The organism is Mycolicibacterium moriokaense, assembly GCF_010726085.1.
Taxonomy (GTDB): Bacteria; Actinomycetota; Actinomycetes; order Mycobacteriales; family Mycobacteriaceae; genus Mycobacterium; species Mycobacterium moriokaense.
On sequence record NZ_AP022560.1, the window covers coordinates 2,284,840 to 2,299,917 of the forward strand.

Sequence of the window (15,078 nt, forward strand, 5' to 3'; positions counted from 1 at the left end):
TCAGTCGCTCGCGGGCAGCGGCTTGGCTTCCTTGAGCGACAGTGGGGTGGTGCCGACGGACAGGGTGCCTGCGCCGGCCTTGGTCACGAGCACCTCGGCCCCGGACTCGTCGACGTAGCGCTTACCCATCGCGTTGCCGTCGGAGAAGGCCGGATCGATCGTGACGTCGGGATCTTTCTGACTGTCGAGCGGCACCATCGGGACCCCACCCGCGCGCAGGTCGTCGAGGCTGTCGCTGCTGCGCACCACGATCACCTGGGTGTCGCAGACCTGGCTCTGCAGTCGCGTGCCGTTCTTGATCATGTTCGGCTCCTTGTTAATTCGAGGCTGTCAGTTCTTGAACCAGCTCGCGACGCAGCACCTTGCCGGTCGCGTTGGTCGGCAGTTCGTTCCTGAATACCACGCGGTCGGGCGTACGTGACCCCCGCAGGTGCGCGCGCACGTGCTCACGCAGTTCGTCGGGATCAGGGGTGGAATCGCCATCCGGGACGACCACCGCGACGATGATCTGGCCCCACTGGGGATCCTCGGGGCCCACGACCGCGCAGTCCCGTACCAGCGGGTGCTCGACGAGGACGTCCTCGATCTCCGCGGGCGCGATGTTCTCGCCGCCGCGGATGATCGTGTCGTCGGAGCGGCCGCCGATGAACAGGTACCCCTCCTCGTCGAGCATGGCGATGTCCTTGGTGGGGAACCAGCCCTCGGCGTCGAGCACGGACCCGATCTCTGCATAGCGGCCCGACACCTGCTCGCCGCGCACGAAAAGCTCACCTGTCTCGCCGGGGCCGAGGACCTCACCGGCCTCACTGCGGATCTGTACCTCGACCCCTGGGACCGGCTGGCCGACGGAGCCGAGGCGCCGAATGACCGACTCGTCGGAGGAGGCCATTGCTGCGCGGTGATCGTCCGGACCGAGCACCGCGATCGTCGAACTCGTTTCGGTCAGACCGTAGGCGTTGACGAAACCGACGTCGGGCAGCAGCCCAAGTGCTTTGCGCACCAACGGAAGTGCGACCTTCGATCCGCCGTAGGCCAGGTTGCGCAGGGTGGGCAACTCGACTGGCTCCGCTTCGAGCGCCGAGACGATGCGGTCGAGCATCGTCGGCACGACGGTCGCGGAGGTGACGCCCTCGTCGCGCACCAAACGCACCCATTCGGCGGCGTCGAACTGCGGCAGGTACACCATCTTTCGGCCGGCATAGAGGTTCGACAGTGCCGCGCTGACCCCCGCGATGTGGTACGGCGGCACGCAGATCAACGCCGCATCGGTGGGCTCGGCACCGTCGAACTCGACCGTCCCGGTGATGTAGCTGGTCAGGTTGTTGTGGGTCAGCTCAACGGCTTTGGGCCGCGAGGTGGTACCCGACGTGAACAGCACCACCCCGACGTCGTCGGGGTCGGCGAACTCAGCGGCCGGTTCGGCGGTGCGGGCGGAGGCGACGAACTCGTCAGAGCTGATGACCTGCTTGCCTGCGCCCACGACGACGTCGAGGTACTGAGCGTCGGCGACCACGAGCGGTTGCGGCAGGCGGTCGATGAGCTCGCGCAGACCGTCGGCGCTCAGCCGATAGTTGAGCGGTGTGAAGGCTGCGCCCGCGCGCGCCGAGGAGAACAGCAACAGGGGCAGCATCGCGCCACCCAGCCCGACGTAGGCCACATGCGAGGTGCCTGCCGCGGTGATGACACCCGCACCGCCGTCGGCCAGCTCGCTCAGTTCGGCTGAGGTGAGCCGCATCTCGCCGGACACCACAGCCGTGCGGTCCGGGTTTGTGGAGGCTGCCATCTCCAGCAGCAGTGAAATGCTCATGGTTTGTCGACGAAGATATCAAGGATGGGGTCGTCGCCACCGCCGTAGCTGGACAAATCGGTGATGCCCGCCGATGCCAGCGCTTCGACGTCGATGAAGCACTTCCCGTTGACCTCCGCGGCGGGCCGGGACAGGATTGCCACCGCGGCATCGCCCATGATCTGCGGATCGCGTGACCGGGCCAGATTCTCCTTGAAACCGGGCGCGTTGGCGACCGCGGCCGTCGCGATGTACGTCTCTGGCCACAGGCAGCTGAATCCGATGTCGGAATCGGCGTACTCAGCCGCCCAACCCAGCGACAGCAGCGTCATCCCGTACTTCGACAACGTGTAGGACGGATGCGCGCCCAGCCAGTGCGGGTTCATGTTCAGCGGGGGCGCCAGCGTGATGACGTGTGCGTTGGGCGACTTGCGCAGGTGCGGCAGCGCCGCCTTGGTCAGCAGGAACGTGCCGCGGACGTTGATGTCCATCATCAGGTCGAACTTCTTGGCGGCCAGTTCCTCGGTCGGTTCGGTCGCGATGGCGCTGGCGTTGTTGATGACGACGTCGACGCCGCCGAAGTGTTCGACCGCCGCGTCCACCGCGCGCTGTACATCCTCTTCCTTGCGCACGTCGCCGACGACCGCGACGCCCTTACCGCCCGCGGCCTCCACGTCGGCCACGGCGGTATGCACGGTGCCGGGCAGCTTGGGGTGGGGTTCGGACGTTTTCGCCAGAAGTACGACGTTTGCACCCTGCTTTGCCGCGCCCAGGGCGATCGCCAGGCCGATGCCGCGGCTGCCGCCGGACACCACCAGCGTGCGATCGGTGAACGGTGCTGGGCTCGTCATGGGCCTCCTTGGATGCGCAGTGCCCGGATTCTACCGGACTGGTAGTGGCGTTCTCATTCTAGGCAAGTGCCATAATCGCTGTTTACCGGGCCTTCAATCGCGTTCTGGCGGCCGCTATCGGTCCCGCTGACTGCATGTTTGCGGCGTGCGGTATTGGCATTCTCATTTTTTGCAAGTACGTTATCGAGTGATGACCGAGCCTGTACAGACCCCCTCCGGCATCCCGCTCCAGCCCGTATACGGACCGGAAGACCTACGCGGTGAGCCGCCGGCACCTGGCGCCTACCCCTTCACGCGCGGCAACTTCGCGAGCGGGTACCGCGGCAAGCTGTGGACGTTCCGCCAATACTCGGGTTTCGGCACCGCCGAGGAATCCAACCGTCGCTACCGCTACCTGCTGGACCAGGGCGGCACGGGGTTGTCGGTGGCGCTCGATCTGCCCACGCAGTGCGGCTACGACTCCGACGACGCCGAGTACGGCGAGGAGGTCGGCCGGGTCGGGGTTGCGGTCGACACGCTGGCCGATGCCGAGATCCTTTTCGACGGTATTCCGCTGGACAAGATCAGCACCAGCTTCACCATCAACGGCACCGCGGCGATCCTGTTGGCCTTCTATGTCGCGGCCGCGGAGAAGAAAGGTGTGCCGCGGGAGAAGCTGACCGGCACGATCCAGAACGACATCCTCAAGGAGTACGCGTCGCGCGGCACCTGGATCTGGCCGCCGGAGCCATCGCTGCGACTGATCGCCGACACCATCGAGTTCTGCGCCGCCGAGGTCCCACGGTTCAACGCGATCTCGGTCGCCGGCGCGCACTTCCGCGACGCCGGCGCGAACGCCGTCCAGGAGATGGCGTTCACCCTCGCCGACGGAGTCACCTACTGCGACACCGTCGTCGAGCGCGGCCGGATGACCATCGACAAGTTCGCCCCGCAGATCTCGTTCTTCTTCTATACCCACGGCGACTTCTTCGAGGAGATCGCCAAGTACCGGGCGGGTCGTCGCCGCTGGGCCACCATCGTGCGCGAACGCTACGGCGCGAGCAGCGACAAGGCGTCGATGTTCCGGTTCGGCTGCGTGTCCGGCGGGGCGTCGCTGTACGCGCCGCAGGCGCAGAACAACCTGGTCCGCGTCGCCTACGAGGCGCTGGCCTCGGTGCTCGGCGGTGTGCAGTCGATGTTCACCGCCGCCTGGGACGAGCCGTTCGCGTTGCCCAGTGAGGAGTCGGCGACGCTGGCGCTGCGCACCCAGCAGATCCTGGCGTACGAGACCGGGGTCGCGAAGGTGGCCGATCCGCTGGGTGGGTCGTATTTCGTCGAGGCGCTCACCGACGCCACCGAGAAGAAGATCATCGAGATCATGCACGACCTCGAACAGCACGGCGGCATGGTGCGCTGCATCGAGGACGGCTATCTCCAGGGTCTGATCGCCGACGAGGCCTTCAAGATCCATCAGGAGGTCGAATCCGGTGAGCGCCCGGTGGTCGGCGTCAACAAGTTCGTCGTCGACGAGCCGCCGCCGGAGATCGCCACCTACGAACTCGACGCCGAGGGACGCGATCTGCAACTGAAGCGCCTGGCGAAGGTCAAGGCCGAGCGGGACGGGGTCGCCGTCAAGGAAACGCTGGCGGCGCTGTCACGCGCCGCAGAGGGGGATGACAACCTCATGCACAAGCTGATCGACTGTGCCAACGCCTATTGCACGGTCGGGGAGATGGTGTCGACCCTGAAGTCGGTGTGGGGCGAGTTCCAGCAGCCGGTGGTGTTCTAGTGTCTGATTCTGTTGCCGCACAGGGGAGTCCGGCGCGGGTCCTGGTCGCCAAGCCAGGTCTGGACGGTCACGACCGCGGCGCCAAGATCGTGGCACGCACGCTGCGCGATGCCGGCTTCGAGGTCATTTACACCGGGATCCGTCAGCGCATCGAGGACATCGTGTCCATTGCACTGCAGGAAGACGTTGCGCTGGTGGGGCTTTCGATTCTGTCCGGTGCCCATGTGGCGTTGACGAAGCGAACGGTCGACGCGTTGCGCGCCGCCGACGCCGGCGACATCGCCGTCGTGGTGGGCGGCACGATCCCGGAAGCCGACGTGCAGAAACTGCTCGACGCGGGCGCCGCTGCGGTATTCCCCACCGGGACACCGCTGGACACCCTGGTGCGCGACGTTCGGGCGTTGACCGAGAAGGCGAACCGGTGACGTATTCAGCGAACGTGCGCTGGCTGCGATATGTCCCGGCGCTGACGCTACAGAAGGTGGACCCGTCATGAGACTGGGCGTGATGATCGGCGCCGAGCGCGGCGATATGGCGCGCAAGGTGAAGAAGCTGCTCGAGGACATCGAGTGGGCCGAAGCCGCGGGCCTGGATACCGCGTGGATGCCGCAGGTGCCCAACGATTTCGACTGCCTGACGATGGTCTCGCTAATGGGTTCGCGCACGTCGCGAATCGAATTGGGGACCGCCGTGGTGCCGCTGCAGGCGCAGCATCCGATCGCGTTGGCGCGTCAGGCTCTGTCCATCCATGCGGGCACCGGAGGACGACTGGCGCTCGGCGTCGGGCCGTCGCACCACTGGATCGTCCGCGACATGCTCGGCATCCCCTACGAGAAGCCGGCCGCATACACCCGCGACTATCTCGAGGTGCTCAACGCCGCGATCGCCGGCCCCGGCGACGTCGACGTGGAGAACGACACCTTCACCGTGCACAACCCGACCGTCCTGGGCGCCGACCAGCCGATGCCCGTTCTGGTGGCCGCGCTCGGGCCGGTAATGCTGCAGATCGCAGGCGAACTCGCCGACGGCACGGTGTTGTGGATGGCCGACGAACGTGCGATCGGTGAGCACATCGCGCCGCGCATCACCAAGGCCGCGGACAACGCGGGGCGTCAGGCTCCACGGATCGTCGCGGGCATCCCGGTGTGCCTGTGCGCCAACTCGGAGATCGAGGCCGCCAAGGAGCGGGCCAACCGGATCCTGGCCGAGGCGGAGACGTCGCCGAACTATCAGCGGTTGCTGGATCGCGGCGACGCACGTGATGTCGGCGACCTCACCGCGGCGGGCGACGAGGAGGCGATCCTCGCGCGCTTCCGCCAGTTCGCCGACGCGGGAGTGACCGACCTGTCGGTCCGCCTGCTGCCGATCGGCGAGAACCGCGACCAACTGATCGCCTCGAAATACCGCACCCGCGAGGTGATCGCCGAACTCGCCAAGGCCGTGCGGTGAGCCAAGCCGGACCCCTGGCCGGCATCCGGATCCTCGAGGTCGGCGTCATGCTCGCAGGCCCGTACGCGACCATGCTGCTTGCCGATCTCGGCGCTGAGGTCATCAAGATCGAACCCCCGGGCGGCGAGATCTCGCGACAGGTCGGTGACAGCTACTTCGCGAGCATCAACCGCAACAAGCAGAGCATCGTCCTGGATCTGCGGTCGGATGAAGGACGTGAGCGCCTCGGTGAACTCGTCGCGAATTCGCATGCGCTGCTGGTGAATATGAAGCCGTCGGCGATCAAGCGACTGGGACTCACCTACGACGCACTGCGACAGTTCAACGACCGCATCGTGTGCGTCGCGCTGACCGGGTTCGGGTTGAACGGCGGCGATAATCCGGCGTTCGACTATGTCATCCAGGCGGCGACGGGCGTCGCGGCGATGACGGGCAACCCCGACGATCCGCCGACCCTGCCCGGTTATTCATCGGCCGACAACTCGACCGGACTCGCGGCGGCGCTCGGCCTGCTCGCGCAGATCGTGTCGGGGCGTGGGGGACAGGTGGACGTCTCGCTGCGGGACGTGATGCTGTCGCAGCTGAACTACCGGGCGTCGGCCTATCTGAACGACGGCGCGGCACCGCAGCGGTACCCGTACGGAGCACACTCGTATTACGTTCCGGCGCAGCTGTTCTTGACCGCCGACGGATTTCTCGCGCTGTTCATCACGCACGACGCGTTCTGGAAGTCGTTCGCCGCGGAGGCCGGGATCGAGGGCTTCACGACGATGGCCGAGCGCGCAGCCCGCCGCGAAGAGGTGCTTGCCGTCGTCGCCGCCGCCCTCGCCACTGACACTGCGAAGGGCTGGGAGGCCAGGCTGCGGCCGCTGGGGATTCCCTCCGCCGCCGTGCGCACGCTGCCCGAAGCGTTGGAGGAGACACCCGAAGTCATCGTCACCGCAGGGGATTTCCGGTTGGTAGGCAGCCCGATTCATATCGACGGGTATGACCCCGAATACCGTCCGGCGCCGCGCATCGACGAACACGCCTCGTCGACGGGTCAGTCGTCGTAGGTGAAGCTGATCGAATCCGTGTCCGGAACCGCTTGGCAGGTCAGGATGTATCCCTCCTCGACCTCGTCCTCGTCCAGCGCGTCGTTGACACGCATGGTGGCTTTACCTTCGACGAGCTTGCCCATGCACGTGCCGCAGTTGCCTGCTTCGCACGAGAACGGGGGAGCGAGACCCGCGCGCCTGGCGCTTTCCAGGAGAGTCTCGTTGGGCACCCGTCGCACCGATACCGTCTTCCGATCGAGCACGATGGTCACTTGCCCGTCGTCGGCGGGTGAGCTCGGCGCCGGTTCTGCCGTCACAAGCCTCTCTCCTGACACATTGGTTCTGTCAAAGCGAGAATACCATTCTCGTTTAATGATACGCTATTCTCAAATTCGCGTCATGACGGACGGCAGCGGCGAGTGAGGACAGGCTGTGGGTGAGGCGATCGCGCTCGCTTTCGAGGAGCGTGAGTACACGCTGTCCGAACTCGACGCCCTGGCCGGCGGCATGGCCACCACCCTCGAACAGCACGGCGTAAGGCGGGGCGACCGGGTCGCGCTCATGTCGTCCAATCGCCCCGAATTCGTCGTCGCGCTGCGGGCACTCTGGCTGCTCGGCGCATCGGCGGTCCTGCTGAGCCCGGCGTGGAAGCGCACCGAGGTCGAGCATGCGCTCACGCTGACCAAGCCCAGCTATGCCGTCGGCGACCATCCGGTGCTCGCCGAACTCATGCCGATGCTGTCGCTGGATCAGCCGATCACGCCTGGCCCTCGGTCCGCTGAACCACCGGCGCCCGAGTCCGATGCGCTCTTCGTCTTCAGCTCCGGCACCACCGGTATGCCTAAGGCCGTGCGGCATACGCACGCGTCGTTCGCGGTGGCGGTGCGGCACTGGCGCGACGCGTTGGGCCTGTCCGCCGCGGATCGCATGCAGATCATGACGCCGCCCTCGCACATCCTCGGGCTGCTGAACATCGCAATGGCACTCGACACCGGCACCTGGATTCGGCTGCACAGCCGGTTCGACATCGACCAGATGCTGCGGCACATCGAATCCGACCGGATCACCATCGAGATGGCCGTGGCACCGATCGCGTTGGCGTTGGCGGCCCATCCCGACCTGGAGAAGTACGACCTGTCCTCGCTGCGATATGTGATGTGGTGTGCCACCCCGGTCACCGAGAGCGTTGCCGACGTCGTCACGCGCAGGACGGGGGTGACCTGGGTGACTGCATACGGCGCCAGTGAGCTGCCGGTGATCTCGTGCAACGAGCTCACCGGTGCCCGTCTCGACACCGTGGGGCGCCCCGTACCGGGTGTCGAGCTGCGAGTGGTCTCCCTGGACATCGGCATGGTGGTGGCGCCGGGAGAACCCGGGGAGATACAGGTTCGCTCCGACTCCGTGATGGCCGGGTATCTGCCGGATTCGGCGACCCCCGAGGCATTTTCGGATGGCTGGTACCGGACCGGCGACGTCGGGTACCTCGACGCCGACGGCTGGCTGCGGATCACCGACCGCTCGAAGGAGATGATCAAGGTGCGCGGCTTTCAGGTCGCACCCGCCGAAATCGAAGCGGTGCTGCACGGCCATCCGGCGGTGGAGGATTGCGCAGTGTTCGGAGTGCCCGATGCCGCGAACGGCGAGGCGATCGTCGCCGCCGTGAAGGCATCCGGCGCTGTCGACGCCCAGGAGCTCACGGCCCTCATCGGTGATCGGCTTGCCTCATACAAGCGACCCAGTCAAATCACATTCGTAGACGAAATACCGCGTCTGCCATCGGGAAAGGTATTGCGTCGAGTGTTGAAGGAGCGTCTGTGGACGTCCGTCTGACAAGTGAACAGCAACAGCTGCGCGACGCCGCGGCCAAGCTCGCCGACGATCTCGGTCCGGGTTCGGTCGCCGATCTCGACGACGAGAGCCGGCGTGTCCGGCTGGAGAAGGCCGTCGAGGACACCGGGTTTCGCACGCTGCGCTCCGACGGCGCATCCGGCGTCGAGGTGGCCATCGTCGCCGAGGAATTCGCACGCGGCCTGGTCGATGTGCCGTTCATCGGACCGGTGCTCACCGACGACCTGCGGCGTGCGCTCGGGCGCTCACCGACGGCCGCTTTGGTGGATCGCGAGACCGTCGACCTGACGAGAAGCCTTGCCGGAGTGGTCGACTCGCCCGCCGAGCTGGGTGAGTTGACGGAGGAGGACGCCGGTCGGTGGCGGGCACTTGCACTGACCGTGACGTGTGCCGACCTGGTGGGCGCCGCGCGCGGTGCGCATACCCTGGCGTGCGAGTACGCCAAGGTCCGTGAGCAGTACGGTGCGACGATCGGCTCGTATCAGGCGATCGGTCACCTGCTGGCCGAGAGTCTCGCACTTATCGAGGGATCGATCAGCGTGCTGCGCCACGCCGCGTGGGCCGTCGACGAACTGCCGAGCGCGGAGGCCATCGAAGTGGCGCGGGTGGCCAAGATCTACTGTGCGCGTGCGGCATTGACCGTATGCGAGACGTCGATCCAGGTCCACGGCGGGATCGGCAACACCTGGGAATGCCTTGCCCACGTCTACCTACGGCGCGTGTTGTCCGCTACCGAGGCGTGGCCCGTCAAGCTGGAGGAGCTGACCATTGGATTTCCGTGATTCCCCGGAGGAAGCCGCATTCCGGGAACGGTTGCGCGCCTGGCTGATCGACCAGAAGGGCAAGTTCCCGACGTCGGGCGACGAGTACTGGGCCGCTCAGGGCGCCTGGCACCAGGCGCTGTACCAGGCCGGCTTCTTCGGCACGTCATGGCCGAAGGAGTACGGGGGCCAGGATCTACCTCCGGTGTACGACGTCATCGTCGACGAGGAGATCGCCAAGGCGGGCGCCCCGGCGCGCCCCAGCCTGGGGTATCTGGTCGTCGCGTTCGGCCATCACGGGAGCAAGGAACTGCAGCAACGCTTCCTGCCCGGCATGATCAACGGCACCGAGCGGTGGTGTCAGGGCTTCTCGGAGCCCGGCGCGGGTTCCGATCTCGCCTCGCTGACCACGACGGCCACCCGCGACGGTGACGACTACGTGATCCACGGCCACAAGATCTGGACCAGCTACTCCGATGTCGCCGACTGGTGTCTGCTGCTCGCGAGGACTGACAAGGATGTGCCGAAGCATCGAGGTATCTCCGCGTTCGTCGTCTCGATGCACCAACCCGGCGTCCAGCAGCGGCCGCTGAAGATGATCAGCGGCGTCACAAAGGAATTCGGTCAGGTGACCTTCGATGGCGCACGGGTGCCGGCCGAGAACCTGGTCGGCAGCCTCGGGGAGGGCTGGAAGCTCGCGATGACGGTCGTCAGCCATGAGCGCGAGCCGTCGACGCTGGGCTTTTCCGCGCGATACGGGAAACTGGTGCGCCAGTTGGCATCCCGGGTCGATGGCACGCCACCCGAAGAGTTGGCATGGGCATGGGTGCAGACCGAGATGCTGAGGTTACACGTGCGTAGACGATTGTCCGAACAGCTCGACGGCATGACCCACGGGCCGCAGGGCTCGCTGGACAAGCTGCTGATGACCTGGGTCGAGCAGTCCGTCGGCCATGCGGCGCTGACTACCGTCGGCACCAGTGATCCCGAACTGTTCGGCGCCTATATGTACAGCCGCGCGCAGAGCGTGATGGGCGGAACGTCACAGATTCAGAAGAACATCATCGCTTCGCGGATTCTCGGATTAGGAGTCTAGATGTACGGAATGCCGGACGAGATCGATGTCAAGGCCGATGGTGGCCTGCGCATCATCACGCTCAACCGCCCCGACGAACTCAATGCGGTCAACGACCCGTTGCATGTGGGGCTGGCCAAGATCTGGGAAGCGCTCAACGAGGACACCTCCGCGCGGGCCGCGGTGATCACCGGTGCGGGACGGGCCTTTTCGGCCGGCGGCGACTTCAACTACCTCGACGAGCTGCGCAACGACGAAGCGCTGCGCCAGAAGACGATCAAGCACGGGCGTGACCTCGTCATCGGGATGGTGCGGTGCCGCATCCCGGTGATCGCGGCCGTCAATGGTCCGGCCGTCGGCCTGGGCTGCAGCCTGGCGGCGCTGTCGGACATCGTCTACATGGCCGAGAACGCATTCTTCGCCGATCCACACGTGTCGATCGGGTTGGTGGCCGCCGACGGTGGGCCGCTGGTGTGGCCGTCGCAGATAAGTCTTTTGCACGCCAAGGAATTCGCGTTCACCGGGATTCGGATCAAGGCCGCGCGAGCGCTCGAGCTGGGGATGGCCAACCATGTCGTCGCCGATCCGCTGGCCGAGGCGATCGCGTGCGCGAAGAAGATCATGGAGTTGCCGCAGCAGGCGCTCGAGAGCACGAAGCGGTTGATGAACCTGCAACTCGAGAAGTCGGTGATGGCGTCGCTGGACTACGCGAACCTGTCCGAGTATGTGTCGTTCGGGACCGCCGACTTCAACAAGATCGTCGACGGGCTGATCGCGAAGGACAAGTAGCGGATTCCCTCGCGAGCCGGGCCCCGGCGAGCAGACGCCAACACCCCCAATTTCGAGCAATTTTGGGGGTTTTCGCGTTCCCCAGCTTCGCGTGGGCCCAGCTCGCCGTTAAAAGGTGAGCTCTTCGGAGCGCTGGATGGTGCCGGTGATGCCGCCGGCGTCCTGCTGGGCCAGCCGCACCGCGGCGTCGGCCATGGCCTCCGGTGGCTCGACCATCTCCGGCGGGATCTCCATGCCGCCGCCTCCGGCCTGCCATCCCTCGGTGAGGACGACGCGCGACGGGCTCAGGCAGTTCACGGCGATGTTGTCCGCCTTGAGGTCTGCGGCCAAACCGAGGTACAGCCGCTCGACCCCCGCCTTGGACACCCAGTAGGCATTGGCGCCGTGCTCGATCATGCCGACGCCGGTCGTGGTGATCGCCACCAGCGAACCGCCGCCGCGCGCTTTCACATGCGGTATGACGGCCTTCGTCACTAGGAAGACGCCGGTGAGGTTGACGTTGAGGCACAACTGCCACCGCTTCAGCGGCGTTGACTCGATCGGGCCGAGCCACAGCACGCCGGCGTTCGCGATCAGGATGTCGATGCCGCCGAACTCCGAAACCGTTGCGGCGACGGCATTCTCGACCGACACCTCACTGGTGACGTCGCAGGGCACCGGTAGGGCCCGGCCGCCGGCCGAGGTGATGCGCTCGGCGACGGCGTGAATCGTGCCGGGTACCTTGCCCTCCTGCTCCGAACGCGCCGCGACGGCGACCGCGGCACCCTCGCGGGCCAGCGCGGTGGCGATCGTCGCACCGATACCGCGGCTGGCCCCGGCGACGAAGGCCACCTTGCCTTCCAGCGGTCCGCTCACTTCGGTGGGAACCGCAATGCTCCGTCGAGGCGAATGATTTCGCCGTTGAGGTAGTCGTTCTCGATGATGCTCTGCGCGAGCAGCGCGTATTCCGTCGACCGGCCCATCCGCTTCGGGAACGGCACCTGGGGTCCCCAGTACTGCTCGAGCTGGTCGGCGGCCTGGCCATACGCCGGCGTGTTGATGGTGCCGGGCGCGATGGTGACGACGCGGATGCCCAGCGGCGACAGGTCACGCGCGGCATTGAGCGTCATACCGATGACGCCGCCCTTTGCGGCCGCGTAGGGGAGCTGGCCGATCTGTCCCTCGTAGCCGGCGATCGAGGCGGTGTTGACGATGACGCCGCGGGCGCCCTCCTCGAGCGGCTCGGTCTTGGCGATGGCCGCCGCGGTCAGCCGCATGATGTTGAACACCGCGGTGAGGTAATACTTGATCGTCGTCTCGAAGGCGTCCATGCCGAGCGGGGAGCCGTCCTTGCCGACCAGCCGACCACCGCCGGCGGGACCGCCGTGGGTGTCGACCGAGATCCGCAGCGGTCCGAGCGACTCCGCCTCGGCGATCGCGGCCAGCACTGACTCCTCGGAGGTGGCGTCGGTCGGCACGTAGCGGATTCCGAGCTCGGACTCCAGCTTCTTGCCCTTGTCGTCGCTGAGGTCTGCGACGACGACCTTGGCACCAGCACCGTGCAGGCGCCGGACCGTCGCCTCGCCGAGGCCGCCCGCACCTCCGACAACAATCGCCGAGCTACCTGCGATTTGCATGTGGTTCCCCTTCTTGCAACTGGCACTCTCGGACTGAGAGAATAACATTCTCATGTGGTCCATGACAGAAATACCTGCTCCGTAAGCTGTACGGAATGACCATCGACGAGCTCATCGAGGCGGCGCGCAGCGGGTCCACCCGTGCGGCCGGCCGACTGCTGAGCCTGGTCGAAAGTGCGCGGCGCGGTGAGGTGCTCGATGCGCTCGGTTCGGTGCCTACCCCACAGGTCATCGGGGTGACCGGCCCGCCGGGCGCGGGCAAGTCGACCACGGTCGGCGCACTCGTCAGCGCGTACCGCGAACGGCAGATGCGCGTGGCGGTGCTCGCAGTGGATCCGTCGTCGCCCTACAGCGGGGGAGCGCTGCTGGGCGACAGGATTCGAATGGCCGCGCATATCAACGACTCCGACGTGCTTATTCGGTCGGTGGCGGCGCGCGGTCACCTCGGCGGATTGGCTGCCGCGGTGCCGGCCGCCATCAGGCTGCTGGCTGCGTTGTCCTACGACCTCGTCGTGTTGGAGACGGTCGGCGTCGGCCAGTCGGAGATCGAGATCGCCGCCATCGCGGACCCGACGATCGTGATCCTCAATCCCGGTGCGGGCGATGCGGTTCAGGCGGCCAAGGCCGGCCTGCTCGAGGTCGCCGACATCGTGGTCGTCAACAAGGCCGATCGCGAGGGAGCGGATCAGACGGTGCGCGACCTCAAGGCTGAAACTAAGGCGCCGATCCTGAAACTCGTTGCCGCAGAAGGGCAAGGCATTCCCGAGCTGGTCGATGCCATCGAGGTCCACCATCGCACCGACAGCCCGGAGCGCCGCATTGCACGCGCCCGCGCCCAGATCCTGTCGCTGGCGCAGACGCGATTGCGCAGTCATCCTGAGCTGGATCGCCTGGCAGAGCAGGTCGCCGACGGCGGGTCGGATCCCTACGCCGCCACCGAGCAGCTGTTCACCGCCGAGCCCTAGCCGATCGCGGGCACGTCGGTCGGAAACGGCTGCGTCGTCACTGTACCGTCGCTGTTCCGCATCAGCGCGTCGTAACGACGGTGCAGGATCAGCCACGCGTCGCCGTTGCGGGTGTACTCGTCGTGATAGACGCCTGAGATGATCAGGTTGACACCCTCGGCGCGTTTGCCCGTCTCCTGGACGAACCATCGGCCCACGGCGCGTACGGGATTCGATGAGTCAACGACGACCACCCCGGACATCATCGCCTGCAGAAAGACGTTCCAGCCGTCGAGCATCGCGGTGAAGAACGCGACCATCGCATCGCGACCTTCGAAGCGTCCCAATTCCGGTGAATACCAGGTGCCGTCGGCTGCGAATGTTTCCGCGACGCCGGCTGCGTCACGACGTGATGCAGCATCGGCATAGCGGTGGACGAGGTTGCGGATCTCCTGGTCATCCGCGTTGTGCCGGAACGTCATTCGGGCAGGCCCAGCATGCGGCTGGTCATCTGCTTCAACTGGGTGCGCAGGGTATCGCCGTCGACGTCGGCGAGCAGCGGGTGCATGACGGCGACGCTGATCGCACTCGAGAGCATCGCCGCGTGTAAGCGCGCCTCGACGCCGGCCTCCGTCCCGAGCAACGCGGCGTAAAGCCGCTCGATGAACCGCTGGAACGGTTGATACTCGGCCTGCAGGCGAATGATCACCGGATCGAACATCGGCACGCGAAACGCGTCGCGTCGGTCGATGGCCTGCTCGACCATCCGATCCAAAAGCACCGCGCGTGCCCGCACGGGATGGCCCTCGGCCTCGGCGGCTTCCAGCACATCTTCGAGCTTGCTCATCTCGCGCTCGGTGATCGCGATGACGATCTCTTCCTTGGTCTTGAACTGGCGGTACACGGCCGCCTTCGTCACACCCATCTCGTCGGCGATCATCTGTAGCGACGTCCCGCTCACGCCGTGCTCGGCAATCAGCTTCAACGCCGCATCGAGGACGCGGGTCTGTGCTGCGGTACGGGTGATCTCGCTGAACTTGAGGTCATCCTGCGTGGATGTCACAGCGTCGAGCCTAGTCGAGCCAGTTGCCGATCGGCTACTCGCCCTTCTCCAGCGATTTGTGTGCGTTTCGGCGCGCTCACCGCTCGCGAAC

General features: G+C 66.3%; 17 protein-coding genes. 9 read left to right on the forward strand and 8 right to left on the reverse strand.

Translation table 11 applies throughout. The features are described 5' to 3' along the window. From G6N43_RS11220 to G6N43_RS11230, 3 genes are read right to left on the reverse strand one after another with little or no spacing between them, the layout of a single operon-like run. Complete coding sequence (locus G6N43_RS11220) at positions 1 to 303, reverse strand: hypothetical protein (RefSeq protein ID WP_083154546.1); 303 nt, start codon at positions 301 to 303, stop codon at positions 1 to 3. Between the two features lie 13 nt (positions 304 to 316). Then, a complete protein-coding gene (locus tag G6N43_RS11225) occupies positions 317 to 1,807 on the reverse strand; it encodes a class I adenylate-forming enzyme family protein (RefSeq protein ID WP_083154549.1) in 1,491 nt (496 codons plus the stop codon). After that, positions 1,804 to 2,637: an SDR family oxidoreductase gene (locus G6N43_RS11230; protein WP_083154551.1), complete on the reverse strand. Its 834-nt coding sequence runs from the start codon at positions 2,635 to 2,637 to the stop codon at positions 1,804 to 1,806. The genes G6N43_RS11225 and G6N43_RS11230 overlap by 4 nt, the downstream gene beginning before the upstream one ends. Positions 2,638 to 2,827: 190 nt before the next feature. Between G6N43_RS11230 and G6N43_RS11235 the strand changes: the two genes are divergently transcribed. The 4 genes from G6N43_RS11235 (at position 2,828) to G6N43_RS11250 (ending at position 6,909) form a co-directional block, all read left to right on the forward strand. Next, positions 2,828 to 4,405 carry a methylmalonyl-CoA mutase family protein gene (locus tag G6N43_RS11235; RefSeq protein ID WP_083154554.1) on the forward strand — a complete coding sequence of 526 codons (1,578 nt, stop codon included), beginning with the start codon at positions 2,828 to 2,830 and terminating at the stop codon, positions 4,403 to 4,405. Next, positions 4,405 to 4,830: a cobalamin B12-binding domain-containing protein gene (locus tag G6N43_RS11240; RefSeq protein WP_083154556.1), complete on the forward strand. Its 426-nt coding sequence runs from the start codon at positions 4,405 to 4,407 to the stop codon at positions 4,828 to 4,830. The genes G6N43_RS11235 and G6N43_RS11240 overlap by 1 nt, the downstream gene beginning before the upstream one ends. Before the next feature lie 67 nt (positions 4,831 to 4,897). Continuing rightward, on the forward strand, positions 4,898 to 5,854 hold the full coding sequence (locus G6N43_RS11245) for an LLM class F420-dependent oxidoreductase (RefSeq protein WP_083154559.1): 957 nt from the start codon (positions 4,898 to 4,900) through the stop codon (positions 5,852 to 5,854). Then, a complete protein-coding gene (locus G6N43_RS11250) occupies positions 5,851 to 6,909 on the forward strand; it encodes a CaiB/BaiF CoA transferase family protein (RefSeq protein WP_083154562.1) in 1,059 nt (352 codons plus the stop codon). Before G6N43_RS11245 ends, G6N43_RS11250 begins: the two co-directional genes overlap by 4 nt. Here the strand turns inward: G6N43_RS11250 and G6N43_RS11255 are convergent. After that, positions 6,897 to 7,208 (reverse strand): 2Fe-2S iron-sulfur cluster-binding protein, encoded by a 312-nt coding sequence (locus G6N43_RS11255; protein ID WP_083154565.1) that lies wholly within the window; start codon positions 7,206 to 7,208, stop codon positions 6,897 to 6,899. The genes G6N43_RS11250 and G6N43_RS11255 overlap by 13 nt on opposite strands. A 115-nt stretch (positions 7,209 to 7,323) precedes the next feature. Between G6N43_RS11255 and G6N43_RS11260 the strand changes: the two genes are divergently transcribed. Genes G6N43_RS11260 through G6N43_RS11275 form a run of 4 tightly spaced genes read left to right on the forward strand, consistent with a single transcriptional unit; the run spans position 7,324 to position 11,364 of the window. After that, positions 7,324 to 8,721, forward strand: coding sequence for a class I adenylate-forming enzyme family protein (locus G6N43_RS11260; RefSeq protein WP_083154568.1), 1,398 nt, complete (start codon positions 7,324 to 7,326; stop codon positions 8,719 to 8,721). Next, positions 8,706 to 9,521 carry an acyl-CoA dehydrogenase family protein gene (locus G6N43_RS11265; protein ID WP_083154571.1) on the forward strand — a complete coding sequence of 272 codons (816 nt, stop codon included), beginning with the start codon at positions 8,706 to 8,708 and terminating at the stop codon, positions 9,519 to 9,521. The genes G6N43_RS11260 and G6N43_RS11265 overlap by 16 nt, the downstream gene beginning before the upstream one ends. After that, complete coding sequence (locus tag G6N43_RS11270) at positions 9,508 to 10,596, forward strand: acyl-CoA dehydrogenase family protein (protein WP_083154573.1); 1,089 nt, start codon at positions 9,508 to 9,510, stop codon at positions 10,594 to 10,596. The genes G6N43_RS11265 and G6N43_RS11270 overlap by 14 nt, the downstream gene beginning before the upstream one ends. Beyond that, entirely contained in the window at positions 10,597 to 11,364 is a 768-nt protein-coding gene (locus tag G6N43_RS11275) for an enoyl-CoA hydratase/isomerase family protein (protein ID WP_083154576.1), read from the forward strand. 108 nt (positions 11,365 to 11,472) lie between these two features. Here G6N43_RS11275 and G6N43_RS11280 read toward each other — a convergent pair whose 3' ends face one another. After that, positions 11,473 to 12,219 carry an SDR family NAD(P)-dependent oxidoreductase gene (locus G6N43_RS11280; protein WP_179967996.1) on the reverse strand — a complete coding sequence of 249 codons (747 nt, stop codon included), beginning with the start codon at positions 12,217 to 12,219 and terminating at the stop codon, positions 11,473 to 11,475. Beyond that, entirely contained in the window at positions 12,216 to 12,980 is a 765-nt protein-coding gene (locus G6N43_RS11285) for an SDR family NAD(P)-dependent oxidoreductase (RefSeq protein WP_083154579.1), read from the reverse strand. The genes G6N43_RS11280 and G6N43_RS11285 overlap by 4 nt, the downstream gene beginning before the upstream one ends. A gap of 95 nt (positions 12,981 to 13,075) precedes the next feature. Here G6N43_RS11285 and meaB point away from each other — a divergent pair, with 95 nt between their 5' ends. Continuing rightward, the gene (gene meaB / locus G6N43_RS11290) at positions 13,076 to 13,945 is read left to right on the forward strand and encodes a methylmalonyl Co-A mutase-associated GTPase MeaB (protein ID WP_083154581.1); all 870 of its coding nucleotides are present in this window, start codon (positions 13,076 to 13,078) and stop codon (positions 13,943 to 13,945) included. On the opposite strand, the gene G6N43_RS11295 is transcribed toward meaB, so the two are convergent. Together G6N43_RS11295 and G6N43_RS11300 are read right to left on the reverse strand one after the other, a co-directional pair. Continuing rightward, positions 13,942 to 14,406, reverse strand: a complete 465-nt coding sequence (locus G6N43_RS11295) for a nuclear transport factor 2 family protein (RefSeq protein ID WP_083154584.1) — start codon at positions 14,404 to 14,406, stop codon at positions 13,942 to 13,944. The two genes, meaB and G6N43_RS11295, sit on opposite strands and share 4 nt — an antisense overlap. After that, positions 14,403 to 14,987 (reverse strand): TetR/AcrR family transcriptional regulator, encoded by a 585-nt coding sequence (locus G6N43_RS11300; RefSeq protein ID WP_083154586.1) that lies wholly within the window; start codon positions 14,985 to 14,987, stop codon positions 14,403 to 14,405. The genes G6N43_RS11295 and G6N43_RS11300 overlap by 4 nt, the downstream gene beginning before the upstream one ends. Positions 14,988 to 15,078: the final 91 nt, after the last annotated feature.